A 25,648-nucleotide genomic window follows, 5' to 3' on the forward strand; every position below is an offset into this window, starting at 1 on the left:
TATTCGATAGGAAGATTAACCATTTTGGTGAATGTTGATCCTGTTAAAAATCCCCTTTTTTATCCTCCATTCAAACAATTATCAATGTTTTTCTATTCCTAATGCATAATCACGGTTAAACTCTTCGACCCTGAATCACAGGGATACAAAAGGCCAAATTGCTATTATTTTAAAAATTAATCCCTAAACAATCAGAAGGTTAGGGTAAAAAGGCGAATTCTATTTTGCAAAAGTTCGCATTTATCCTACTTTTGCAGACCTAATCAGGCGCAAACCTGAAAACGACCTAGAGGAATGGCAGAGCGGTCGAATGCGGCGGTCTTGAAAACCGTTGTACCGAGAGGTACCGGGGGTTCGAATCCCTCTTCCTCTGCAAGATAAAGCCCTAACTATTTGAAATAATGATAGTTAGGGCTTTTGTTTGTGATAAGGGTGTGAATCAGGGTGCGATTTCCTCCCTTTCCAAGTTCATTTTTTGTCCATTTCCTCCCTTTATAATCGTATATCCAACCTGTTTTAGTGTCCAGTGTTCTAAAATCTCTGGCATGTTGGTACTGATATGACATTTCTCTGTTGGGAATTTACTTTTGCCAACGCATATTGCTGATGGCCAATTCTGCGACAATTTTCGATACGCATAGAATGAAAGCAAAGCTGCGTGTGCGTGCTACTTTATTTTCACTACGCTCTCCCTAGCTGCCGGAGCATCTTTATATGATCGCTGAGCGCACCAAAGAAGGTGTCCTTTACCAGGTAAGGAACATTAAACTCTTCAGCTGTATCAGAGACTATCCTAGAAAGTTTTCTGTAATGGATGTGTGAAATGTTGGGGAATAAATGGTGCTCGATCTGAAAATTCAGACCGCCGATCAACCAGGAAAAGAGTCTGCTTTTAGGGGCATAATTACTGGTAGTGGCCAATTGATGTACTGTCCAATTTCCAGTGATTTGACCGGTATGATCGGGCTGAGGGAATGAGGCATCTGAAACTATATGAGCGGTCTGAAATACAGCACTAATGCAAACTCCAGTAACAAAATGCATACTCAAAAAGGCTAAAATAATTATCCAAGCAGGTAGTGGAACCATAATCAACGGTAATACAAGCGCGTAGGAGTAATAGAGCATTTTCCAGCCTATGATTTTTAAAATCTCTTTCTTGAATTCTATCCCTTTCTTGAAGAAACCCATTTCCTTATATCGGTTGATTCTCACAAAATCCTTCATGGTAATCCATGAAATCGTAGAAAGTCCGTAAAAAAACCAGATGTATAGGTATTGAAAACGATGGATCCAATATCTCTTGGCGTGAGGGGAAAATCGTAAGAAAAAGGGAGCATTTATGTCATCATCAGCGTGATCAATATTAGTGTAAGTATGGTGGAGTACGTTGTGCTGAACCCTCCAAACGTTGGCATTGGCACCAATTAGATTCAAGGTATAACCCACATACTTATTTACAGACTTGTTTTTCGAATAAGATCCATGGATGGCATCATGCATGACCCCCATACCAACTCCGGCCATGCCTAGGCCGCTAGTAATATAGAGTGCAAAAAGTAAGAATGGACTGGCAACTTGCCCTGTACTCAGTATAATAAGTGGTACAAAAAAAACAGAAAGCATAAAAATGCTCTTGAAAACCATGCTGCTATTCCCATAAATAGTTGTATTGTTCTCTTTGAAATAGTCATTTACTCTCATGCGCAAGATTTTTGAGAATTCAGCATTTCCTGTTTTGTCAAATTTTAAGTTTTTCATGGGTTCATCTGCTATAATTTCTCTTTTCTTACTAATGTTTAGTACTTATCTGTGTTGGCTTCTGTTTACTCAATAGGTCTGCAGCTCGGCAAAGAGCGTCTGAAGCTCTTCCTTGGTTTTCTTAAGCTTTTTAGAGAGCCTTTCGAGCATACTTTCCCTTTGCCCTTGATTAAATTGGAAATCTGCATCGTTTAGATTTGGAAATCGTTGTTTCAGCATCACCTTTTGTTCTCTCCAGCTTCTTGTTATTTCCATATTGTAGATCCCAGATCTTTTTACAGACAGGTTTTATTTTTGTGGGTTTTGATTTTTATTCCATGAAGAGGAGGCTTATTACGAATTCTCATTCTAAGCTGACCAACTCTCTTTACTGGATGTCTAAGGATTTTGCAATAATAGATTCCATCATACTATCGCTTTATGAGCCACGCTAATTCAGGGTTGATTTTAGCATAAACCACATCTCCCGAGTTGTATTTGTACTGGACAAATTCTTTACTCAAGTTGGGGTGCAGTAAGTGATTTGTATTTACGAAGATTGAATTTTTTGAGTTAATACCTCTTACACATCTCAGTCTATATGTTACATTTATCACATGTTATGAACCTGGGATGAAGCATTTCTCATGTTTTTTGACTAGGCAAACGCAGCAAAAATGGACAGTAATTAAAAACATATCTATGCTTGAAACTTCACTTGACACTATTAGGCATTACAGCTTTTAAATGTTGCATTTTCCATCTGATCTGGATTAGCTTTGAACAAAAGTTTTATGACAGAGTAAAATCAAAATCTCTCATACCCACTTTTAATAACAGTTGAGATGATTTTAAACCTGACATTGGCTTGAATGATATTTCTGCAATGTGCTGGGATTATTATCGATTGGCCCGTGTCCAAACTTTTTGATTCGTCATCAATTAAGACTTCGGCTTTCCCGTCAATGACCTGAATAAGTATGTCGAAAGGAGATGTCTTTTCGATCGAAGCTTCACCTGTATCAAATGAGGAAACCGTCACATTTCCTGTGATTTTTTTGAGTATTGTTTTTATCACCACAGAATTTGGGACATATTCTATAATCTCCTTGACTGTGAATGCTATTCCTTTTTCTTGTTCTTTATTTTCCACTTCGTTTAGGCTCGGATCCTAATCTTCATTTCGTTTTTCAAAGCGCTTTGCTGCTCTAGCCGCCTGCTTTCAATGAGTTAATTGGCGATGTTTTACCTAATTAAGCTGTTCCTCCCTTTTGTTTTAACATGGTTTATACAGATGATTTTAGCTGGATAAAGTTCAAAAGGATTTAAGGGAATCAGTTACATGCATTTACGTGTATATTGCATATTTCACATGTTTTATATAATCTGTTCCAAATCCACAGCGTCTTGGTATTCCCCATAGAAGCAGCTTAAACGTCTTCTAGATTTTGCTTGCGCTTATCCTTCAATTGCTTGTAAAAAGTTGGGGTCAGGCCGGTGATCTTTTTAAACTGATTTGATAAATGGGCGACACTACTGTAATGTAACTTATAGGAAATTTCAGTCAGGTTTAATTCATCATAAATGAGCAGTTCTTTTACCCGTTCGATTTTGTGGGTGATGATAAATTGCTGAATCGTAATTCCTTTTACTTCTGAAAAAATATTTGACAAATAGGTATAGTCATATCCCAAGTTTTCGCTGATATAATCTGAATAATTCACTTTTGGCAACTCATCGGAATAGTGAATCATTTCAATGATAAGATTTTTGATCTTCTCAATAATGATGCTTCTTTTATCATCAAGAAGTTGTAACCCCGACTTCACCAGGTTTCTTTTAAGCTGTGCTCTTTGTTCTTGGGTAATTTCCTCTAGGATTTCTACCATGCCTAACTCCACTATCATGTAATGAATGCCGAGTTTTTTCAACTCATCCATTACTAGGATTTTGCATCGCAAACTCACCATGTATTTAATATAGAGTTTCATGTGATTATAATTGTTTTTTAAAGGTCACATGGAATCTCGCATTACGGATAATCATCCCTCTGTGTGACGCTTGAGTCATGCTCGATTTCATCTGTTGATAGTTGTTTTTCAAAGGTCATATGGAATCTCGCATGGATTATAATCATCCGGCTGTTTGACGTTCATCGTCATGCACGATTTCATCATATTGCTATTGGATAAATTACTAAAAAACAGTAAGAATTGCCTAAATAAGTTGAGGTACTTCCTCAAGAGGGAAACTAGCCAAATGCACGTATGGTAGTGCAAAACTATTCTGAATTAAGAAATCCCTATACTTTTTAGCGGTGGATATTATCCTCCTTTTAGCTCATGGTTTGTTACCCCTATGCTGTCTCTTCCGGATTCTAATTCTCAAAGAAGCTCCCTAGTTCCATTGAATAACCTGGTACATTACTGTATTTCTAATCGGATGTAGGAGGCACGAGACTAGGAAATAGACATCATATACCTTTTCTTAATGCTCTCTGCTGTTTATTTTTAATTCTATTATCCCATCAAAAGAGAGTTGTGCGAAGCAAAATGAGTCACTGGTATATCTGGGATATTCTCTTTGAGCCACTCTGCCATAAATTCAGAACCACCTTCTTCACTTGCTGAGTGACCAATCACAATCAAGCCAAGCTTCTCACCCATTTCATTTGCATTTCTAACGTATTCTGGCGTTTCCCATTCCGGGCTTTCACCACAGATCAACACATCTGGTTTTTCCTTTATGAGTGCTTCGATTTGTCTTTTCCCGCCTATTGCACCAGGTAAAAGAAGAATTTTGCTTACTTTTTGAGAAAGATGACCTACGTAGCGAAGCGCCGGTACATTCATTTTAGCTTTGATGTGGGTGATCAAATCAGAGAGTGTAGTTTGAGGAAGATTTAGAACTGCGTTTTGCTTGTAGTATTCTTGCCAACCCAATTCCTTTACCACGCCAGCTTGCACTCCGTCGATTTTGAGACTGTGCACATAATCGTGATTTCTCCAAACGGCAATGCCATGCTCATCGAGAAGTTTTCGTTTGAATTGATAAACCGGGTCATGGTCAAGCCAGTTGGTTTCATCCAAATGATTGTAAAAAGTAGGTTCATGGGCTATGATGAAATTAGCCTTCAGCGCTATGGCTTTTCGGATTACTGTGATGGTGGCAAACATAGTGGTAACAATACCGCTCACCTGTTGATCTTTAGAGCCTGTCTTCAGCGTATCTACCGTACCAGGGAAAGGAGCATTAGGAACCTGAGCGATAAATATATCCATTACTTCTCCGACGGTATAATTTTTCACAGTAGCAGAAAAAGCAGCAAATGGATTGGGTATCAGTCCTGCACCTAGTAGCAGGCTTGAGTTTTTAATGAAATTTCTTCTGTCTGATTTCATTTTTGTTTTAGGTTTGAATGCGCAGATTGATTTTTTTCAAGATAGGGAAAAGCAATAAAAAAAGCCGTTTGTAAAATACAAACGGCTAGGTGCTAGACTTTCAAATCAATTAATTCACAGAAATATTTGAGAACCAGATAACCTTTTGGCCGGCTTGATTAGCGTGGGTTGTGGCGAGCTTGATAGGCCCAAATTGTTCTACATTTTCCCAAGTAGTAGGCCTGCCTTCTGAGCCATTTCCTCTACGGAAAACCCACTCCAAAATCATGTTGTTTTCGTCCAAATATAGATCATACGCATCACCAGGCGTGTAACCATCCGCCCCGTTATAAACGATCGTGAGTTTAGTCGAGTTGGTTCCGGCTATTGGAGTAGGTACATTTTCTTCTGTCTCGTACTCGTAGCCACTGTCCCATGCCAGCTGGAAGGGGAACATCATCCAATATTTATCGTTGATAAATCCCTTGTCGGCATCTGGCAGAGAATCTGCCGGCATGTCCAAGCTGTAGGAGTAGCTGGTGTCTGGTGTGGCATAATAGACGGTGCGGTCATTGATGTTCCACTTCCAGTCTCTGGTCATTACATTCACTGAGTCACGCTGCACATTCCAGGTGTATGCGATAGAATTGACCTTGTCCATTTTATCGAAACCATAGGCCATTGCCACTTTCATAGGCAAGGTGTCTGGGATCGTTTCTTTGGGTTGGCATGCCTGTAATGCACAGGCAACTAGCAGGAGGAATGCAAAATTTTTCATGGCTTTGGTTTTTTTATAAAGTTAACAGACTTAGGATTCAGATTGTTTTTTCAATCACTTTTTATACCTCTGATAATCAAATAGTTGATAAGGGCTTGTCCTTAATTCGAAAAGATGCTTCACTACTAACTTACTAAAAAATGGGTGGCCCGGAAAGATTTTCTTTTTCCTTGGGGGTGTCCCGCTGAGATTGGCTGCTGTGACTTTGCTAGGAGATGGGTATAGCAAAGCCTTTGGTATATCTTAGCTTGAGATTTCAAAAAACTTCCCATTTGATGCTATAGGAAAGCCCAAGGTCAGCATGGAGAATAGAACGCGTGGGAAATTTCATTTTTAATCTCCACATAGCTGTCAGGGTAATTTCTACCATCAAACCCTCGAAATGTGTGGGGTAGCTGTGTTGCAGTAGAGGCTAACGTGATGATATTGATCTTAGTTTAGGCCTTGTAAAGCATAGTTGGCTTCTGGGAAATTGATATGAATGGGATTTATTTTGATTGCAAAAAGGGGCTTTTGAGAACTGATGTCAGGGAAATAAGCAGGAGCTAAGTGTAAGTTTTTAATGGTGGCTATTTTTCCCCAGCCAGAGCCTGAAGGTTTGGTGAAAAAATCCACTCCGTCCCACAACTGGTGCAGATGGATAGGCAACAAGCTGGTGGAAATTGGAAAAGGAATACCCCCGGATTTTATCTCACACGAGAAAGCTATTTGGTCTTTATCTATTACTTGAATGAATTCTTTCCCAACACTTTTCTCCCAAGAAATCGGCAAGGTCTCTTTGGGAATACCCCAGTTACTGTGGCCGTTTTGTGTGCTTACTTCAGAACTCACATAGATTTTGGTGATCGTCTGCTTGTGAGTAGGGGCAAATTTTCCAGGGATAAAAAGTAATTCTCTGTATGGTCCGACAGGTGATGTATGATAGTTTAGAAGCATGAGGTAGCCCAGACCTCCCTTGAATTTTCCCTTTAAGTGATCCGGTAAATCCCCTTGGGTTTCCACCCAGTTTTTTGAGAATTTGTAAATCAAAATAATCCCTTCCCCTTCCAGTTTCCAGGGCGCAGGTGCCTGTTTGTATAGTTTAAGGCTTTTTAGAATGATTCGATGATTTTCAGGCATAGGGTGAAGGGCTTACACTTGTCCAGCCTCCGTCAATTATTAGCGTTTGTCCGGTAATGTGTCTTGCTTCATCGGAGACCAAAAATGCAGCAGCATTGGCGATGTCATGTACAGCAGCAGGTCGGCCCAGAGGAGTGATTTTCGACCAGGTATTTTCATAAGTTGGGTCAAGTATTGTTCTGCTAGTGACTGTCGCTCCAGGAGCTATGGTGTTGACTCTGATTTTGAAAGGAGCGAGTTCTAGTACCAAATTCTTTGCGAGCATTTCTAATGCAGCTTTGCTCATGGCGTAGGCAGCGAGATTTTCATGACTCTGGTGCGCTGTGACCGATGAGGTGAAAAGCAAAGCTCCTCCATTGGGCTGATTTTTCATCACTTTGGCGGCAGCCTGGGCAAGAAAAAAAGTGCCAGCCTGGTTGACTCGAGTCACTTCCATGAAGTCTTCTCTGGAATACTCCAAAAAAGCTCCGAAAAGTGTAATACCTGAGTTGGCTACCACTATATCAACAGAGCCGAAATGGGTAATAGCGGCTTGAATCATGGCATCAATCACCTTATCAGAACTGGCATCTCCCGGCATGGCATGTGCAGATACGCCATGAATATGACTGATCCGCCTGCATGCTTCCGTGATCAAACCTTCTTCCAGGTCATTTAGAATTAGGTTTATGCTTTGTGCAGCGAATTTCTCGGCGATTGCCAAGCCAATTCCCTGCCCAGCTCCTGTGATAATAGCGGTCTTTTGGGATTTCATGTGTTAATTTTTTTTTATAGGTCACATGGAAGTTCGCATTACGGATAAATATCCCTAGCTTTCTCGCCTACGACATGCTCGATTTCATTTGGTTAATGTGAATCTCGTTTTACTTCCGATCCTGAACTGCCCTGTAGAAAATCAAAATCTACTCCTTCATGAGCTTGGTTTACTTTGTCCAAGAAAAGATTGACATATCCACGCTCATAGGGCAGGTTTAGTGGTTTAAATAGCGCTCTTCGTTTTTCGAATTCTTCCTCAGAAATCATCAGATTCAGTGTCCTTGCCGATACATTGAGCTCGATCATATCTCCACTTTGTACAAATGCCAAAGGCCCACCAATTGCTGATTCAGGCGAAACGTGCAAAATTACCGTACCGTATCCCGTTCCGCTCATTCTGCCGTCAGAAATCCGCACCATGTCTTTGATGCCTTTCTTGAGAAGCTTTTCCGGTAAACCCATGTTACCCACTTCTGGCATTCCTGGATAGCCTTTTGGGCCCACATTCTTCATTACCATCACGCAGGTTTCATCGATATCCAGGTCCGGGGAATCAATTCTGGCTTTGTAATCGTCAATATTTTCAAATACTACTGCTCTTCCTGTATGAGTCAACAAGCTTGGAGTAGCTGCTGATGGCTTGATGACAGCACCATTTGGACACAGATTGCCTTTCAGAACAGCGATTCCAGAATCGGGCTTGATGGGCTTTTCGAAAGTGCCAATAAGGTTTCTGTCGTAGCATTCAGCTTTTTCTATGTTTTCGCCAATGGTTTTACCATTGGCTGTGATCGAATCCCGATGCAGATGTTGTTCTATTTCTTTCATTACCGCCGGAAGTCCGCCTGCATAAAATAAGTCTTCCACCCAGTGCTCTCCAGAAGGTTGCACGTTGGCGATAAGTGGAATCATAGAAGAGAATTTGTCGAAATCAGTCAAATCAATATCAACTCCAATTCTTTTGGCAATAGCAGTTAGGTGAAGGATGAAATTGGTAGATCCGCCTAAGGCTGCATTGACCATGATAGAGTTTTCAAAGGCCTTGCGGGTCAGGATTTTGCTCATTTTCAGGTCTTCGTTTACCATTTCTACGATGCGCATTCCTGTCATGTGAGCCAGTACTTTCCTTCTGGAATCGGCAGCGGGGATAGTAGCATTGTCTGGAAGGGAAAGGCCGAGGGACTCGACCATTCCTGCCATGGTAGATGCAGTGCCCATTGGGGCACAAGAGCCTACCGAGCGGGACATCGCAGCTTCTGCCTCTATAAATTCCTCTTGGGATATTTTGCCAAGTTTGAAATCTTCTGCAAACCTCCACACGTCTGAGGTGCCGATTTTTTTTCCTTTGAATCGACCAACTAACATTGGTCCGCCCGAGAGAACTAACGAAGGGAGATCTACGGAGGCAGCTCCCATTACAAGGGAAGGGGTGGTTTTGTCACATCCGCACATCAGCACCACGCCGTCCATCGGATTGGCACGGATACTTTCTTCCACATCCATGCTGGCAAGGTTGCGGAAAAGCATGGCAGTGGGCTTGATAGAACATTCTCCCAAAGACATCACGGGAAATTCCAATGGAAAGCCGCCGGCCTCCCAAATTCCACGCTTCAGTGCTTCTGCGAGATCTCTGAAATGTGCGTTGCAAGGGGTGAGCTCTGACCAGGTGTTGCAGATTCCAATTACAGGTTTGTCGCCTTCAAATAGGTGATGGGGAAATCCCTGGTTTTTCATCCAGGAGCGATATATAAATCCGTCTTTTCCAGTGCGTCCGTACCAGTCTTGGCTTCGGAGTTTTTTCTTTGACATATTGGTTGTTTTGGCTTATCGAGCCAGAATTTACCAAAAATTTTGAAAAGGAAAGAAATGAAAGAATATTGATGAAGTAAATATTTTTGTTCCATAGCAAACCTTTTATTTGGAGGGGATTGCTATCTGCTTGATTGCGTGAGGGCTTAGCCTATAAGATAGTCCGAATTAGATGAGGATGTCTATTAGGATGGGTTTTTGATCAGCGGAAAGTGACGCCTTTCTATATCATGCTGCAAAAAAAGAGGGCTTTGTTTCCAAAACCCTCTGTCAAACGATTGCTAACGGCACCGTTCGTGTCTCAGGAATGGTTCTAGTTAAGAACCTCAGCTTAATAATTTAAGAACCTCAGCTTAATAATTGCAATCTTTGTGAATAGATGGGGACTTTCAAAAGAAAAGAGGGATCTGTATCCAGAGCGCTCTTTCACTAGTTTTCTTATGTTTTTATGAGACGCGCTCAATGTCCGCACCTAATGCTCTGAGTCGACCGTCAATATTTTGATAGCCACGATCTATCTGCTCGATATTATCGATGATAGATGTGCCATTGGCTGAAAGTGCTGCGATAAGCAGCGCCACGCCGGCACGGATATCTGGGGAAGTCATTCTGATTCCCCGTAGTTCGGTTTTTCTATCCAAACCGATTACTGTAGCTCTATGTGGATCACAAAGGATGATCTGAGCGCCCATGTCTATCAGTTTATCCACAAAGAATAAGCGTGATTCGAACATTTTTTGATGAACGAGCACCGTTCCTTTTGCCTGAGTAGCCGTGACCAGTACGATGCTAAGCAAATCCGGTGTGAATCCTGGCCAAATAGCATCAGCTACAGTCAAGATAGAGCCATCGATAAAGGTTTCGATCTCATAGTGCTTCTGAGCTGGAACAAAGATGTCGTCTCCTCTGAATTCCAAGTTGATCCCCATTCTTCGGAAAGTCTCCGGAATGATCCCTAGTCGAGGGATTTGGCAGTCTTTGATCGTAATCTCGGATTGAGTCATGGCAGCTAGACCTATGAAAGAACCTATTTCAATCATATCCGGAAGCATTTTGTGGGCAGTTCCCCCCAATTTCTTTACTCCTTCTATCGTAAGAAGATTCGATCCTACACCAGAGATTTTCGCTCCCATGCGATTAAGCATGTCACAAAGCTGCTGAAGGTATGGCTCACATGCAGCGTTGTAAATAGTAGTAGTGCCTTCTGCCATCACCGCCGCCATTACAATATTTGCTGTGCCCGTGACTGATGCTTCATCCAATAGCATGTAGCATCCTTTTAGATTTTTTCCATCGATATGGAAAATCTCATTTTTTGCGTCGTAATGAAATTTCGCTCCGAGTTTCTGGAAACCGGTAAAGTGAGTGTCCATTCTCCTACGGCCTATTTTATCTCCTCCAGGCTTGGAAAGTTTACCAGTACCGAATCTAGCCAACAATGGACCTAACAGCATGACTGAACCTCTCAGTGCGGATGCTTTCTTCAAATATTCTCCCGTTTCCATAAAGTCAAGATTGACTTCATCTGCTTGGAAAGTATAAGTCTCAGGGCCTTCTTTGGTTACTTTCACACCCATATCGCTCAACAGCTCGATAAGCTTATTGACATCTACGATGTTTGGGATTTTGGCAATGGTAACCTTCTCCGACGTAAGAAGAACAGCGCAAAGGATTTGAAGTGATTCATTTTTTGCTCCCTGAGGAATAATCTCTCCTTTGAGTTTAATTCCACCATTGACCCGAAATGACCCCATTAATTTCTACGTTTTTTGTTATGACCAGTATTTGGGCGACGCTTATTGCTGTGAGTTGCTCGCTTGGTTTTGGTGCTCGTGTGCTCTTCTTGGCGCGGCGGTTTGAAATCACGGTGGGTGTTGGATTCAAACAGCCCATTTTCTTTGACCTTCTCTAGGTCGATATGAAGTTTGCCTTTGGATAAGGTCTTGATGTCGTCCAAAATTATGGCATCATCAAAATTTTCTCTGTTCCAGGTAGAATGAAAACTTCTCATAAGCTGACCGATGAAAATAATAGCCGCTTCCTGCTCTTCATCGTCCTCAAGGAGGATGGCACCTTCGATCAGTTTCTCTATGTTTCTACCATAGTGTTTGAATCTTACTTCGCCTTTTGGATAGCCAATAGGAAGTGGTTTCTTGCCCAATAATTCCTTTTCGGGCATAGGAAAAGGCGCATCCACATCTAGTTTGAAATCTGACATGATATACAAGTCGTCCCAAAGCTTTTGGTCGTTCTCTTGCTTCATGGTGGGATTCAGTTGCTTGATAATTTCAATTACTGTGTACGCGCTTTGGGTACGCTTATCTCGATCTTCCATCGCCGTGATATGATCAACGAGACGTTGAATGTTTTTGCCGTATTCTTTCAAAATGAGTTTTTGTTTGTCTAGTTCAAAGTGCTCCATAATGCATCCCCCGTTTGCGCTAATTAAGGTAATGAAAAAATTACCAAAAGGCAGGGGAGCAGGTGATTAGTCTATAATTCTGAGCTTCGCAAAGCTAAGTAATAATGTTTTCTCACCAAAATGCTCGAATTGAATCGTTGCTTTTCGGTTAATTCCTTCTGTTTCAATCTTTTGAACTTTCCCAAAGCCGAACTTGGGGTGCTCTACCAGTTGCTCGGCTTGTAGCTTATTCGTATTCGAAGGTTTGAAATCGGGACTTGGCGTGTGCAGCTTCATTGCAGTTGGCATACGATTTTCCGGTTTCTTCTTGATGCCAATATATCCAGAAGATTCGGAAGTTCCCGGTAATCCTTCCTTACGAAAAGCACCCGACATTTCCTTCGAAGATACTCTTTTATTCACTTTGATACAGTCGGGAGATACTTCTTCCAAGAATCTGCTCGGCTCACAATTCAGCAGTCTTCCATAGCGATATCTAGTAAGCGCATAGGTGAAATAGAGCTTTTGCATCGCCCGTGTGGTGGCGACATAGAATAACCGCCTTTCCTCTTCCAGATCTTCCCGGCTCTGCATCATCATCTGGGAGGGGAATAGATCCTCTTCCATGCCCACCACAAAGACCTGCTTAAACTCCAGGCCTTTTGATGAGTGAATGGTCATCAGCGTGATGGCATCGGTCATGTCTTTGTCCCGGTCATTGTCGGTGAGCAAGGCTATTTCTTGCAGAAAAGAACCTAAGCTTTTGTCTTCGTTCTCCTCGTTATCCACATATTCTTTGATCGCGTTGAGCAATTCCTGCACGTTTTCATAGCGATTCAGCCCTTCTATGGTTTTGTCTTCATAGAGTTCACGCAAAAGACCACTTTGCTTCGCAATGCTACTGGCTGCTTCGAATGCATCCTTGCGCTCTACCTCGATCTTAAAGGCTTTGATCATCGTGGCAAAATCATCCAATTGACTTGCGGCTCTCCCTCCGATGAAGCTGTGTGCATTTTGTACCACCTCCCAGAGCTGCATGTCATGATCAAATGCCGCGACAAGAATCTTATCTACCGATGTATCACCAATCCCACGTTTCGGATAGTTGACGATTCGTTTGAAAGCCTCTTCATCCACAGGATTCACCGTGAAGCGCATGTAGGCCATCAGATCCTTGATTTCTTTTCTTTGGTAGAAAGAAAGCCCACCTACGATCTTATATGTCAAATTCAATTTGCGTAGCGCTTCTTCCATCGCTCTGGATTGAGAGTTGGTTCTATAGAGGATAGCGAAATCGCTGTTATTAAGTTTTTTGGTGTTTCTCTCTTCGAAAATAGTGGAGGCGACGATTCTTCCTTCCTCGCTATCGGTACTGGCTTTGACCAGTTCGATCAGGTCTCCGTCTCCATTATCAGTCCAGACGTTTTTCTTGAGTTGCGCTTTATTTTTATCAATGATGGAATTGGCTGCATCTACGATAGTCTTGGTGGAGCGGTAGTTTTGCTCGAGTTTGACTAAAAAGAGATCCGGGTAATCCTTCTCGAAATTCAGGATATTTTGGATATCTGCTCCGCGGAAAGCATAAATGCTTTGCGCATCGTCACCTACCACGCATATATTTTGGTGAACAGCTGCCAACTTCTTGGTAATTAGATATTGGGATAGGTTGGTATCCTGAAACTCATCCACCATTACATACCGGAAGCGCTGTTGGTATTTATTTAGCACATCGAGGTGATCACGGAAAAGAATATTGGTATTGAAAAGCAAGTCATCAAAATCCATCGCCCCAGCTTTGAAAAGCCTATCCTGATAGCGCTGATAGATTTCGCCCATTTTGGGCTTCATAGCAGCTTCATCATCAGCTTTCACGAAAGGATCATCCTGGTAAACTTTCCAGGATATCAGACGGTTTTTAGCTCCAGAAATTCTAGAAAGAACGGCGTTGGCTTTATAAACTTTATCATCCAGACGCATTTCTTTGACAATCGTGCGAATAAGCGATTTGGAATCATCCGAATCATAAATGGTGAAATTTGAAGGGTAGCCAATTTTTGGAGCTTCGACACGTAGGATTTTTGCAAACACGGAGTGAAACGTTCCCATCCAAGTATTTCTGGCTTCCAAACCTGCCAAAGTTTCTATTCTATGACGCATTTCAGCGGCCGCTTTATTGGTAAAAGTCAGCGATAAAATATTAAAGGCATCTACGCCTTTGCCATAAATTAGATGAGCGATTCGGTAGGTAAGTACACGGGTTTTGCCAGATCCAGCTCCAGCGATAATCATCACTGGTCCATCCGTATGTTCTACAGCCAGTCGCTGTTCTGGGTTTAAACTATCGAGGTAATCCATTTTTTATTTTTTACTTAAGCGATTTTCCATCGCTTGTGACTCCAGAGGTAAAGGTCCGGCTGAAGTTTGATATTGTCTTCGAGCATTTCACAGAACTTGTCCGTAATGCTATGCTCTTGGTGTTCAGTGAATGGTGGCTCTGCCAATTTGATCATCTCATAGCGGTAATGACCTCTTTTGATCTTAGTCATTTTGCCATAGATGACATGGAGGTTCATTTTTTTAGAAAGAAATTCTGCTCCCTCAAAGAATACAGCAGGTCTATTTAAGAAGTCCCTTTTATACCTCTTTTCCGAACGCGGAGGGCGTTGATCCGAACCAAGCAATACCACTCTTGGTGATTTCGCTAAGGTAAGCATGGTCCTCCGAAAAGCCTTTTTTTCTGTAACTATTCCCCCAAAGTGTGTCCGGATACGAGTGATCAAGTTGTCAAAGAAAGGATTATTCACCTTTAAATAAACTGTTTCTACGGGAGCCTGAATCGCATGGTTGATGCCTATTACCCCCATTTCCCAATTGAATAAATGACCTGATACCAGCAATGCGGACGTCCCTGAAGAAAGAGCTTTATCTAACAGCTGTGTATTGATCACCTCAAATCTTCTTTCAAATTCTTTCTTTGAGATAGTTAGCATTTTGACTGTTTCGGCAAATGAGTCAGTGAAATTTCTATAAAATTGATTTCTGATTTTTATTCGTTCCTTTTCTGATTTATCAGGAAAGGCGTATCTCAGATTATTATCAATCACCACTTTTCTGTAGCGTACAATAAATCTTGCTACCAAATAAAGTAAATCAGAAATCAAATAAAGGACAGGAAGTGGAAGATAGGAGATTAGCCTTATAATTAAGGTCATGCCATTTTGGGTATATCGCGTAGATCACATCAATTACCCACAAAGAAAAGGAAATCACTCGAATTCGTTTTTCTTTCAGCAGGTGTTTTTTTCGGAAAGCAAATTTCAAGTTCTTGTCAATTACTTTTTTTAGATACCTAATCACATAGCGGGCTTCTAGGTAAAGGATGTCCGAAAAAAGGTAAAGTACTGACAGAGGAAGCCTGGAGAAGATTTTAAGTGCAAGCATCTCGTGAGAAAGCTAGTATTAGTTTGTTTTTAATAGAGGGATTTCAGAATGCATTTCAAATCGGATGCGTTCGAATTATTCTCATTTTCTAGTTATAAATTGACCCAATCATTACTTTTGGAATATATGTCGGAAGTTCAGCGCAGAAAATATTCTCAGGAAGAGAAAAATGCCATCTTCGATGGGGAGTTTATGCCACACATAGACTCAATGTACAATTTTGGCTACAGGCTCACCTTCGATGAAGATGACGCCAAAGATCTTGTGCAAGATACTTACCTGAAGGCCTATCGGTTTATCAACTCATTTGAGCAGGGCACCAATGCTAAGGCTTGGCTTTTCAGAATTCTGAAAAACAGCTTTATTAATGAGTACCGGAAGAAATCCAAACAACCTACGAAGGTAGATTATCAGGAAGTTGAAACTTATTACAACTCAGATGACGTTCACTACCAAAGCACTAGTGACCTCAGAGCTGAATTCGTCAAGGATATGCTTGGAGACGAGATATCAAATGCGCTTAATAGCTTGGCAGTGGATTTTCGTACAGTGATCATTCTGTGCGACTTGGAAGGGTTTACCTACGAGGAAATGGCCAAGATTCTGGATATCCCTATCGGGACAGTAAGATCCAGATTGCACCGCGCCAGGAATCTTCTGAAAGAGAAACTTCAAGGATATGCCCATAATATGGGATATAACACGGACCAAGAGGAGGAATAATAAAAAATTTACCCATGGAAATGAATGACAACCCATCTGGAGAGCGAAAGATGCAGTGCAGCGACGAGAGCAAATGCTTTGAGCTGTTAGAAAGTATTTTGGACGGAGAACTACAAGATTCCGGCAAGGAAGTCTTGAAGGAAAAGCTAGCCAAGTGCCAACCGTGTTTTGAACATTACCACTTGGAGCAGGCAATCCGTGAAGTATTGAAAACGAAATGCACCAAACATTCTGTACCTACTGAATTGGCTGATCGTATTCGCGAGAAGATTCAGGATATTAAATAGTCATGACACAAGGTAAGGCCATTATTTTTTCCGCTCCTTCCGGATCAGGAAAGACTTCCCTCGTGAAGCATTTGATCAAAACTATCCCAAATTTGGGATTTTCTATTTCTGCCTGTACACGAGACAAGCGGGGGAGACATGAGGTTGATGGCCAGGATTACTACTTCCTTTCTCAGGAGGAATTCATCAAAAAAATAGACGAGGACGCATTTATCGAGTGGGAGGAAGTCTATGCCGGCAATTTCTACGGTACACTGAAAGAGGAAATCCAGCGAATCTGGGATTCTGGAAAAGCTGTTATTTTCGATGTGGATGTAAAAGGTGGACTTGCCCTGAAGAAATACTTTGGAGAGCAGGCCTTGGCCATTTATGTGAAAGTACCCAGTCTGGAAGTGCTTGCTGCACGCCTAAATGATCGAGGTACAGAATCCGAAGAGTCCCTTTCCCGTCGTTTGTTCAAAGCAGAATTTGAATCTAAGTTTGAACCGCAGTTTGACGTCACGGTAGTCAATGACAACTTTGTGAAGTCCAGTGCTGAAGCTGAGTATTTGGTCAGCGAATTTTTAGCCAGATAGCCTAGTGAAAATCGGTCTTTACTTCGGTTCCTTTAATCCCATCCATATCGGTCATCTGATTATAGCAGACACACTTCACGATCGTACAGATTTAGATCAGGTTTGGTTTGTGGTGAGTCCGCAGAATCCATTGAAAAAACGCCAGTCACTCATTCATGAATTTGATAGACTGCGAATGGTGGAGCTTGCTATTGAAGACAATTACCATTTTCGGGCTTCGGATGTGGAGTTTTCCATGCCCAAGCCAAGCTACACCATAGATACACTGGCGTACCTAACTGATCAATATCCACAGCATCAGTTTTGTTTATTTTTAGGTTCGGATAATCTTGCCCAGCTGAAGCGTTGGAAGAATTACCAGACGATCTTGGACAACTATGAGATTTTCGTCTATCCCCGGCCTGGCGATTCTAATTCTTTTGAGCATCTGAATATCAAGCTGATCGATGCACCACTTTTAGACATTTCAGCGACCTTTATCCGCAAATCCATTCTTGCCGGCAAGTCTGTCAAATACCTTCTTCCCGAAGGAGTGGCGGATTATATCCGGGATAAGAAGTTGTATTTGTAGGGTTGCAACGCTTTGATTTAAAGCAAGCTGTATTTAAACTCTAGGTTTAAATCTGGTTATAAATTTTAGTTAATTTTCAAACTAAAATTTGCGATTATAAAGTAAGGAGACTATTATTGAAGAGCTATTTTGTCTCTAAATCTCTTCTGAATATTTATGCGATCAGCCATCCCGATTAAAGCCCTTTATACTTTCAGTCTGATCTTGCTTTTTTCTGGCGCTTGCGAGCAAAAAGTTTCTGATAGTGATGATGCTGTCTATTTCACCGAAGAGGATTTACCCGAACCTATACAGCTAGTAGGAGAGCAATACAACATTCCTGAAATAATTAACCCGCGAGGAATTATGATTAAAGATGGGCTGGCAATCGTCTTTGAGCGCAAGAATGAATATGACGATAAGTTTCATGTTATTGATCTTAAATCAGGTAGTTACCTCGTATCCAAAGGGATCCATGGCTTAGGTCCTGGAGAAATTACTGTGATTTCTCAGATAGAGGATGCTGGCGAAAAGAATAAAGTCTGGGCTTATGACCCCGAAGTCCGTAAATTTTCAAAGTATGATTTGTTGGAGACCAACAAGCTGGCTGAAGAGGAGTTTAGGTCTCCTCAAACGGAATTTTTTATAACTTATGCGACTTGGGCAAAAGATCAAACGCTGCTAGCGAACTTAGTGGATGGTTGGACAAAATACCTTCATTTGACTACTTCAGGCGATACTTTGGCCACTTTTGGTAATTGGAAGGATATGATCAAAGGAAAGGAATTGCCCAATGGATATAATGAAGAAGACTTGGATGCGAATCTGGTGAGTACAATTTTTCAGGGAACTCTCAAAGGTGATCCAACCAAAAAATATTTTGTACATGCAGGCAAAGTTGCAGATTTTATTGAAATTATTGATTTGGAGAATAGGTCTAGTAAGTTAATCTATGGGCCAAGCCATGAGTTTCCTGAGTTCAAGATTAGCTATAGCATGGAGTATCAGATGGCTGATTTTGGGAGAAATTCTACTTCAAGGTATATGGATGTTTATCCGGGAAGCAGTAGTTTTTTTGCTCTGTTTAATGGAAAGACCTACCAAGAACTCAGCGATCCTGATAATCTCAATCGGATCTTTGAATTTGATTATGATGGAAACATTCTCAATCAATATCAATTGGATTTCCCTGTCTACGGGATTTCTGTAGATGAGGAAAATAGAGCCATCTATGCGGTGACGGTGGACCGTGAGCCGAATATGGTGAGGTTTGATTATTAACCTTTTTCGTTTTTTTAACTCCGACAAATGCCTACTTCCCGAAGGAGTGGCGGATTATATCCGGGATAAGAAGCTGTATTTGTGGTGAAGCATGTCATAGTGTAATTATCAGGTAATCTATCGCCGTTGTTGTCAGTCAGGTAATTTTCTATGCTGTAACTAATGGTTTTACAGATCAAGCAATCTCATTTTTTGACTGAATACTTCCATATCTCAGCTGATGCGCTGTTTTTTACGACTAAAATTTTATCATCACCTAACTTGCTCAATGCGCGAATATCTCCCTCCAGCCTCAGTCCATGCTGAGCATTCGGCCAAAAAGTGAATGTCCCATCGCCTTTTCCAAGCATGATTTCTCCAAAGCTTGCGTCATATTTTCCAGTTTCCGGTTTGGATTGAGCTAGGTTTCCTCCAAGGATAAGATCCTGAATTCCATCACCGTTTAAATCCAAAACCTGAATCGCAAAAATCCAGGATTTCTGAGCCATTATTGGAAGTGGCTTCCATTCGAATTTTCCATTTCCTTTATTCAAAAGGACTCCGGACTGGAACTGATTGACCTCTTGTATGATGGATTTGGCTATAATATCAGCAGGAAAAATATCCTCAAGAGTCTGATTATTGTAATTGCTGTACCTCATGTACTTTTTTTTGATACCCGGGATCTGTCTTTCAAGTTCGTGCTTCAGTGTGTAAGGAATATGAACTGTTCCTTCCTGCCTCGTAAATACATGCTCAATAGCACCGTTTTGATCAAAATCATTCAAGTACATTTTGACAGGATTCGCTTGGGAAGCTTTGAATCTAGTATTCAAGCCATGATTTCCCAGGACCAAGTCAGGTAAGCCGTTTCCATCAAAATCTCCAATTTCAACAGTTCGGTACCATCCCTTAAGATTTTCCAATTCAGGCATTTCAATTTTCTCAAGTTTACCGCCTGTATTTTTTAAGAAAATCGGTGCTGTCCACTCGCCTACAAGGACCAAATCCTGCTTTCCGTCCCCATCATAGTCAACCACTTTTGCATCAGTGATCATCCCGATTTCTTTAAGACTTGGCGCCAGTTCCGCAGTTTGGTCAGTGAAATTCCCTTTTCCGTCATTGATGAAAATGTTACTGTTCGCTGCTGCTCCATAAATGAAAGGAACCAACCTGCCACCGATAAATAAATCCGGGGCACCATCTTCATTCAAATCAATGATCTGCACCACTGAGCTACTACCGACAGTAGCTGCGAAAGCCATTTGCTGGGTGGTCGTAAAATTTCCTTTGCCATCATTGAGGTAGAGGCGATTGATGAGATCAGGAGATCCCAGACCAGACTCATTGCCTCCAGAGCAAACTAATAAATCCTGAAATCCGTCACCGTTAGCATCGAAGAAAGTAGCATCTGTATCTTCGGAAAGCGCATCCTTGTTCAATACTTCTTGATTTGAAACTTGGAAATTGCCATTTGGACGTTGGAAATAGATTTTCCCTGCATATCCTTTGGCTCCGCCAAAAAACAAATCTTCTAGCCCATCTCCATTCAAATCTGCTTTTGCGAAAGCAGGTCCTTCTGTTGAAAACATGTGATAAGTCAATCGATCCCGGTCAAAATCCACAGCATGATTTTCCATATGGGTGAAATCCAATGAGACGGAGTTGTCTTTCTGAAAGAAGGATGGTTCAGGTTTCAGAAAGAAACTCTCACCTTCGGGCAAGGAGCCAGCCGCTTCCCATTTCAAAGTCAATAATTGATCAGTTGCTTGGTCTTTTAGTTCTGTAAAACTTCCATCGGGCCAGAGAACCCGAATGAGATCTACAGTCGTTTTTTCTCCTAATCCAAGCGTAAGTTTAGGATCGACGGAGGATTGAAAACCCCGGTTTGGCATTTGCTCCAGGTAGTAGATTTCTTCACCTGCTTTCACCTGAATCTGGGTTCCGATTGCGGCTGTATTTTTTCCTTTTCCGATTAAATTAAATTGGAGGAAATGTCTGTCAGGATAAAATGTTTTTCCTGCATTTTTGAAAATCTGGGCCGGCTTGTTCACGTTATTCACCACCAGATCCAGTGTGCCGTCATTATCTAAGTCACCGTAAGCAGAACCGTTGGAATGGATGGGCTCACTCAATCCCCATTCTGCAGTAGCATTTTCAAATTTCATGTTTCCGAGATTTCGGAAGGCAAAGTTTGAAATAGGATTGATAGGTATAGGGTCAGTAAGTGCTTTGTAGTCTACGCCTTCCTGAGAGATGATTTTGATCTTAGTTTCCTCATCGTAGATGAAATTGAGGTAATCAAGATCCGTAATATCCTGATAAATTCCATTGGCGACGAATAGGTCGCGCTTGCCATCATTATCCATGTCGAAAATCAAGGCCCCCCAGCTCCAATCCGTGGCTTCTACATTCGCCAGGCGTCCCATTTCACTGAATGTCCCATCTCCATTATTGATATGGAGCATATTTCGAGATAATTGGTAGTGATAGCCGTGAGTTTTATTGAACTGGTATTTGTCCCAGCTTTCGAACGTTGTGACTTGTTTCAATCGAGTTTGAGATTCAGGAATCATATCCGTCACGAAAATATCCAGCAATCCGTCTCCATTGATGTCAGCGATATCGGCTCCCATTGATGCCGCTGAAATAGATCGCATGGAAGTCTCCAGAGTTTCAGTGAAAGTTCCGTCCTGATTGTTGATGTAAAGATAGTCGCGCTCAAAAAAGTCATTGGAAATAAAAATGTCGGGCCAGGTATCCTGGTTCACATCTCCAATCGTGATACCTAATCCAAAACCTATCAGTGAGCCATAAATCCCAGCTTCTTCACTTATGTCAGTGAACTTCTCACCATCATTTCGGAAGAGTTTATCGCCTCCAACCGGATCTCGTTTTGGACGCTCATTTTGCATTTTATTGAAGCTTCCGATTGCTTGGTAGCTATTGTTCAGAAGATAAACATCCAGATCTCCGTCCTTATCATAATCAAAAAAAACAGCATGGGTGGAAAATCCCTGATCAGCTAATCCGTATTCTTCTGCCCGCTCCTTAAAAGTACCATCACCCTGGTTGATAAAAAGCTCATTTTGCTTGTTGTCTCCTTCAATACTCCCCGAGTTGCAAACATAAATATCCAAAAACCCGTCGCCGTTGATATCCGCCATCGATGCTCCTGTGCTCCAGGCCCTTGTTCCTGCTACACCGGCTTTATCTGTTACATTTTCGAACTTGAAATCGCCTTTGTTTAGATAGAGTTGGTTTGGGCCAAGATTGGCTGTGAAAAAAATGTCCAAAAGACCATCATTGTTTACATCTCCCAATGCCACGCCACCACCGTTGTAATAATTTCGGTAAGTGAAAATATTGAACTGCTCATCAAATGAAAGTTCATTCACAAAGTTGACACCCGAATCATTTGGAGCGATTTGCTCAAATAAAGTTGGTGTTTTTTCCTTCTTCTGACAAGAGAGGGAAACTAGTAAAAGAAAAAGGATTAGGAATTTATGTTTCATGAAAGAATCAAAATAAGCAGAAAGTTATTGAATCTTAAATACAAGAGGCTTTTCATTGTTTCTCAATGTAATAATATGAGGTTCGTTTTCGATTTTTATTGGCAGGATCCCTCTGATTTCACCGGGGACAAACAGTCCGCTTTGTTCTGGAAGAAGTGATTTCCATTGGTTTTCACCAGTTGGTTCCAGAACCCATCCATAGCTTCCCATTTGTCCCCCGAGTTCGGGTTTGATTCGACTTTGATTTCCACCGAAGACGAGCGTAGCTGCACTTGAATCAGAAGGGAGCGCATAAATAGCAAAGATAGGTGAGGCTTGAATTTCCTGTGGTAACGAATTTTTAGACAGCTTCCCGTTTCCTTCATTTATCCAAAGTGTAGTTTCCAATAAATCAGCCTGCAGAATTAATGATTTTGACATTACTGGCTCTGGAAATAGCTCCTCTAAGGACTTGTTTTGATAGGAAGAATAAGTCAGTAATTGCTTTCTTAAAGAGGGAATTTGCTTAACCAAACTGCTTTTTAGTACCCATGGTATCGAGCTCGTTCCGTCATATGATACCAGGATGTGGCCCAAAGAGCCATTTTGATCAAAGTCATTGATGACCATTCGGAGTTTGGATTTTTCAGATGATTTTAATCTTGAATTCGATCCCCAATTTCCAGCTAGAATATCTGGTTTTCCATCGCCATTAATATCTTCAACCAAAAGACAATTCCAAAGTCCGCTAGTCTCCGTGAATCCGAATTCGGATGTTTTTTCAATAATTTCATCCTTAGTAAGGGTGAAAATCCGAATACCCATCCATTCACCTGCTACGATAAGTTCTTGTTGCCCATCCTCGTCCAAATCAGCAATCGCTCCTGATGTGAGCATACCCAGTGACTGAATTGCTTCCCCGAATTTTGAAGAAATATTCAGAAAGTTCCCCTTACCATCATTTTCCCAAACTTGAATACCAGTAGGGATACCATAGGCAAACGGAATACTTCTGGATCCGATAATCAAATCTTCATCACCATCCTGATCGAGGTCATTGCTGAGAATAAAGGACGTTGGTATAGCCGAGAAAATCTGATCACTTTTTATGAAAACACCTTTGCCGTCATTCAGGTAAAGTCTGTCCTGATAAAGTGGTGAATTACCACCGAACTCAATACTCCCGCTTCCTACCAGTAGATCCGGTGCATTGTCTCCATTGGCATCAAAAAAGTATGCAATCACGTCTTCTGGAAGACTATCTTTTTGGAATAGTCCTGCTTGAGAATTTCTGAATTTCCCTCCGTTATCCTGAATCAGGAGACTTGATGATTGGCCTTTAGCTCCAGGGATAAACAAGTCTTCCAAACCATCCTGGTTGACATCTGCTTTTGCAGGTTTAGGGCCTTCATTGGTGATCATCCAGAACCGAAGTCGGTCTCTGTCAAAATCAACGAAATCACTTTCGTGATGGCTAAAGGGGATTTCCTTGTCAGAAAGAGAGAAAATTGTGTTAGTTGTTGTAGGATTTTCCTCAAAAAGAATTACATCTTTTTGATCCGGAATCAGGATTTGATTGACAGCTATATTTTTGAGTAAGCTAGTTTTTCCATTTGGCCACAGGATTTTGACTGAGTCCAGTTTTGTGATTTTTCCTAGACCAAAATGTAATCTCGGATCTACTGAAGACATGTAACCTTTTACTGGCTGAAACTCTTGATAAAAGGTTTTTGTGCCTGCAAAGCAAGTAACCTGTGCTCCAAATGCGTCTCCTAAATCAAATTGTAGATAATTGCCTGATCCATTTTCACGGGTTGTGTTTTTATAGATAAATGCACGCTCATTGAGGTTATTGACTACCAAATCCAAGTCGCCGTCATTGTCAAGGTCACCATAGGCAGCGCCTGTGCTGAAGGTGAGCTGATCCAAGCCTTGTGTCGCTGCCTGATTTTCAAACTGCCAATTTCCTAAATTCTTGAACCAGTAGTTCTGCTGAGGAATCGAAGGGAATGCGTCGATCATTTTGGTGAGCAGAACAGAATCCTCTCTGAAGCCTTTCACTTTCTCCTGATTATTCACATAAAAGTCTACGAAGTCAAAATCTGTCAAATCCTTAACTATTCCATTTGCGACAAAAATATCTTTCCATCCGTCATTGTCTGCATCAAAAATCAAAGCGCCCCAGCTCCAGTCAGTTGCATCCATGCCTGTTTGGCGGGACATTTCAGTGAAAATCGGCTCCTTGGTTCCAGGCTTGAATCCCAGGTTTCTTTGAAGTGTATTTCGTGTGAATTGATGATGATATCCGGCTTTAACATTTGCCTGATACTTGTCCCATTCTTCGAAAGGAGTTTTGGTTTTTACCCTGGTCATGTCTGCTGGGAGCATTTCCGTTACAAAAATATCTGGCCGTGTGTCATTGTCCAGATCGGCTATATCAGCACCCATGGAGCCCATGCTTATTTCGTTCAGTGTTTCTGGCAAAACTTCAGAGAAAGTGCCATCCTGATTGTTGAGGTAGAGATAGTCGCGCTCAAAAAAATCATTCGAAACGTAAAGATCCGGCCAGGTGTCCTGATTGAGATCTGCGACAGTCACGCCCAAGCCATAGCCTATAGCACTTCCATAGATCCCGGCTGATTCACTTACGTCGGTGAAAACTGTGCCGTCATTTCGAAATAGTTTATTTCCACCATCTGGATCACGGGTTTCACGTTGGCCGATGCGAAGGTCAAATATTCCGACTGAGCGTCCGGAATTAGCAAGGAGATAGAGATCCAGATCTCCGTCTTTGTCAAAATCAAAAAACACTGCATGCTGCGACAGCTTTTCCTCAGCCAGCCCGTATTCTTTGGAATTTTCAGAAAAAGTAAGATCTCCTTGATTGATAAAGAGCTCATTGTGGCGCTTTTCTCCACCTTTGGGACCTGATTTACTTACATAAATATCGAGTAAACCATCTCCATTGACGTCTGCCATACTCACTCCTGTAGACCAATAGCCAGTAGATTCTAAACCGGCTGATTGAGTAATATCTTTGAATTTCAGGTTTCCCTGATTGAGATATAATCGGTTGGAAGTTTGGTTTCCTGCAAAAAGAATGTCTAATAGCCCATCGTTGTTGATATCCCCGAGAGCCACTCCGGCACCATTGTAAAAGTTTCTAAAGGTGTAAGGGTTGATTTTCTCGGAGTAAGCGAGGTCATTCCTGAAGCTTACTCCTGTCAGATCTTCTGAGAGAAGTTCGAAAAGCGAATTAGGAGTATTCTCTTCCTTCTGGCAGGAAGAGAATAAAAGCACTATCGGTAGGATGTAATTCCTGATTATCATCAATA

20 protein-coding genes and 1 tRNA gene are annotated in these 25,648 nt (G+C 41.5%); 6 read left to right on the forward strand and 15 right to left on the reverse strand.

Features of this window, described 5'->3' with window-relative positions:
* Positions 1-288: 288 nt before the first annotated feature.
* A tRNA-Ser gene (locus tag U3A58_RS13885) sits at positions 289-373 on the forward strand.
* 308 nt (positions 374-681) lie between these two features.
* Here the strand turns inward: U3A58_RS13885 and U3A58_RS13890 are convergent.
* The 13 genes from U3A58_RS13890 to U3A58_RS13950 form a co-directional block, all read right to left on the reverse strand.
* Positions 682-1,761 carry a fatty acid desaturase family protein gene (locus U3A58_RS13890; protein WP_323824265.1) on the reverse strand — a complete coding sequence of 360 codons (1,080 nt, stop codon included), beginning with the start codon at positions 1,759-1,761 and terminating at the stop codon, positions 682-684.
* A 69-nt stretch (positions 1,762-1,830) separates the two neighbouring features.
* Positions 1,831-2,016 (reverse strand): hypothetical protein, encoded by a 186-nt coding sequence (locus U3A58_RS13895; protein WP_323824267.1) that lies wholly within the window; start codon positions 2,014-2,016, stop codon positions 1,831-1,833.
* A 532-nt stretch (positions 2,017-2,548) separates the two neighbouring features.
* Positions 2,549-2,893 carry a cupin domain-containing protein gene (locus U3A58_RS13900; protein ID WP_323824269.1) on the reverse strand — a complete coding sequence of 115 codons (345 nt, stop codon included), beginning with the start codon at positions 2,891-2,893 and terminating at the stop codon, positions 2,549-2,551.
* 277 nt (positions 2,894-3,170) lie between these two features.
* On the reverse strand, positions 3,171-3,731 hold the full coding sequence (locus tag U3A58_RS13905) for a helix-turn-helix domain-containing protein (RefSeq protein ID WP_323824271.1): 561 nt from the start codon (positions 3,729-3,731) through the stop codon (positions 3,171-3,173).
* A gap of 528 nt (positions 3,732-4,259) precedes the next feature.
* Positions 4,260-5,141 carry a Nif3-like dinuclear metal center hexameric protein gene (locus tag U3A58_RS13910; protein WP_323824273.1) on the reverse strand — a complete coding sequence of 294 codons (882 nt, stop codon included), beginning with the start codon at positions 5,139-5,141 and terminating at the stop codon, positions 4,260-4,262.
* A gap of 109 nt (positions 5,142-5,250) precedes the next feature.
* Positions 5,251-5,898: a hypothetical protein gene (locus U3A58_RS13915; protein WP_323824275.1), complete on the reverse strand. Its 648-nt coding sequence runs from the start codon at positions 5,896-5,898 to the stop codon at positions 5,251-5,253.
* A gap of 432 nt (positions 5,899-6,330) precedes the next feature.
* Positions 6,331-7,017, reverse strand: a complete 687-nt coding sequence (locus tag U3A58_RS13920) for a hypothetical protein (protein WP_323824277.1) — start codon at positions 7,015-7,017, stop codon at positions 6,331-6,333.
* On the reverse strand, positions 7,010-7,771 hold the full coding sequence (locus U3A58_RS13925; protein ID WP_323824279.1) for an SDR family NAD(P)-dependent oxidoreductase: 762 nt from the start codon (positions 7,769-7,771) through the stop codon (positions 7,010-7,012). Before U3A58_RS13925 ends, U3A58_RS13920 begins: the two co-directional genes overlap by 8 nt.
* A gap of 92 nt (positions 7,772-7,863) precedes the next feature.
* Positions 7,864-9,582, reverse strand: a complete 1,719-nt coding sequence (locus U3A58_RS13930) for an IlvD/Edd family dehydratase (RefSeq protein ID WP_323824281.1) — start codon at positions 9,580-9,582, stop codon at positions 7,864-7,866.
* Between the two features lie 446 nt (positions 9,583-10,028).
* On the reverse strand, positions 10,029-11,336 hold the full coding sequence (murA, locus tag U3A58_RS13935) for a UDP-N-acetylglucosamine 1-carboxyvinyltransferase (RefSeq protein ID WP_323824283.1): 1,308 nt from the start codon (positions 11,334-11,336) through the stop codon (positions 10,029-10,031).
* Positions 11,336-12,004: a DUF4290 domain-containing protein gene (locus tag U3A58_RS13940; RefSeq protein ID WP_323824285.1), complete on the reverse strand. Its 669-nt coding sequence runs from the start codon at positions 12,002-12,004 to the stop codon at positions 11,336-11,338. Before U3A58_RS13940 ends, murA begins: the two co-directional genes overlap by 1 nt.
* 66 nt (positions 12,005-12,070) lie before the next feature.
* Positions 12,071-14,338, reverse strand: coding sequence for an ATP-dependent helicase (locus U3A58_RS13945; protein WP_323824287.1), 2,268 nt, complete (start codon positions 14,336-14,338; stop codon positions 12,071-12,073).
* Positions 14,339-14,352: 14 nt separating this feature from the next.
* On the reverse strand, positions 14,353-15,195 hold the full coding sequence (locus U3A58_RS13950; protein WP_323824289.1) for a lysophospholipid acyltransferase family protein: 843 nt from the start codon (positions 15,193-15,195) through the stop codon (positions 14,353-14,355).
* 355 nt (positions 15,196-15,550) lie between these two features.
* On the opposite strand from U3A58_RS13950, the gene U3A58_RS13955 reads away from it, so the two are divergent.
* From U3A58_RS13955 to U3A58_RS13975, 5 genes are all read left to right on the forward strand, one after another.
* Entirely contained in the window at positions 15,551-16,147 is a 597-nt protein-coding gene (locus U3A58_RS13955) for a sigma-70 family RNA polymerase sigma factor (RefSeq protein ID WP_323824291.1), read from the forward strand.
* 14 nt (positions 16,148-16,161) lie between these two features.
* On the forward strand, positions 16,162-16,434 hold the full coding sequence (locus U3A58_RS13960; protein ID WP_323824293.1) for an anti-sigma factor: 273 nt from the start codon (positions 16,162-16,164) through the stop codon (positions 16,432-16,434).
* A gap of 2 nt (positions 16,435-16,436) precedes the next feature.
* Entirely contained in the window at positions 16,437-17,009 is a 573-nt protein-coding gene (gene gmk / locus U3A58_RS13965; RefSeq protein ID WP_323824295.1) for a guanylate kinase, read from the forward strand.
* Positions 17,010-17,013: 4 nt separating this feature from the next.
* On the forward strand, positions 17,014-17,580 hold the full coding sequence (gene nadD, locus U3A58_RS13970; protein WP_323824297.1) for a nicotinate (nicotinamide) nucleotide adenylyltransferase: 567 nt from the start codon (positions 17,014-17,016) through the stop codon (positions 17,578-17,580).
* 156 nt (positions 17,581-17,736) lie between these two features.
* Positions 17,737-18,840, forward strand: a complete 1,104-nt coding sequence (locus tag U3A58_RS13975; protein ID WP_323824299.1) for a BF3164 family lipoprotein — start codon at positions 17,737-17,739, stop codon at positions 18,838-18,840.
* Positions 18,841-19,025: 185 nt separating this feature from the next.
* Here the strand turns inward: U3A58_RS13975 and U3A58_RS13980 are convergent, their stop codons facing one another.
* Both U3A58_RS13980 and U3A58_RS13985 read right to left on the reverse strand, forming a co-directional pair.
* Complete coding sequence (locus U3A58_RS13980; RefSeq protein ID WP_323824301.1) at positions 19,026-22,334, reverse strand: VCBS repeat-containing protein; 3,309 nt, start codon at positions 22,332-22,334, stop codon at positions 19,026-19,028.
* A gap of 24 nt (positions 22,335-22,358) precedes the next feature.
* Complete coding sequence (locus tag U3A58_RS13985; RefSeq protein WP_323824304.1) at positions 22,359-25,643, reverse strand: VCBS repeat-containing protein; 3,285 nt, start codon at positions 25,641-25,643, stop codon at positions 22,359-22,361.
* Positions 25,644-25,648: the final 5 nt, after the last annotated feature.

It is taken from the genome of Algoriphagus persicinus (assembly GCF_035156415.1).
GTDB classification, from domain to species: domain Bacteria; phylum Bacteroidota; class Bacteroidia; order Cytophagales; family Cyclobacteriaceae; genus Algoriphagus; species Algoriphagus persicinus.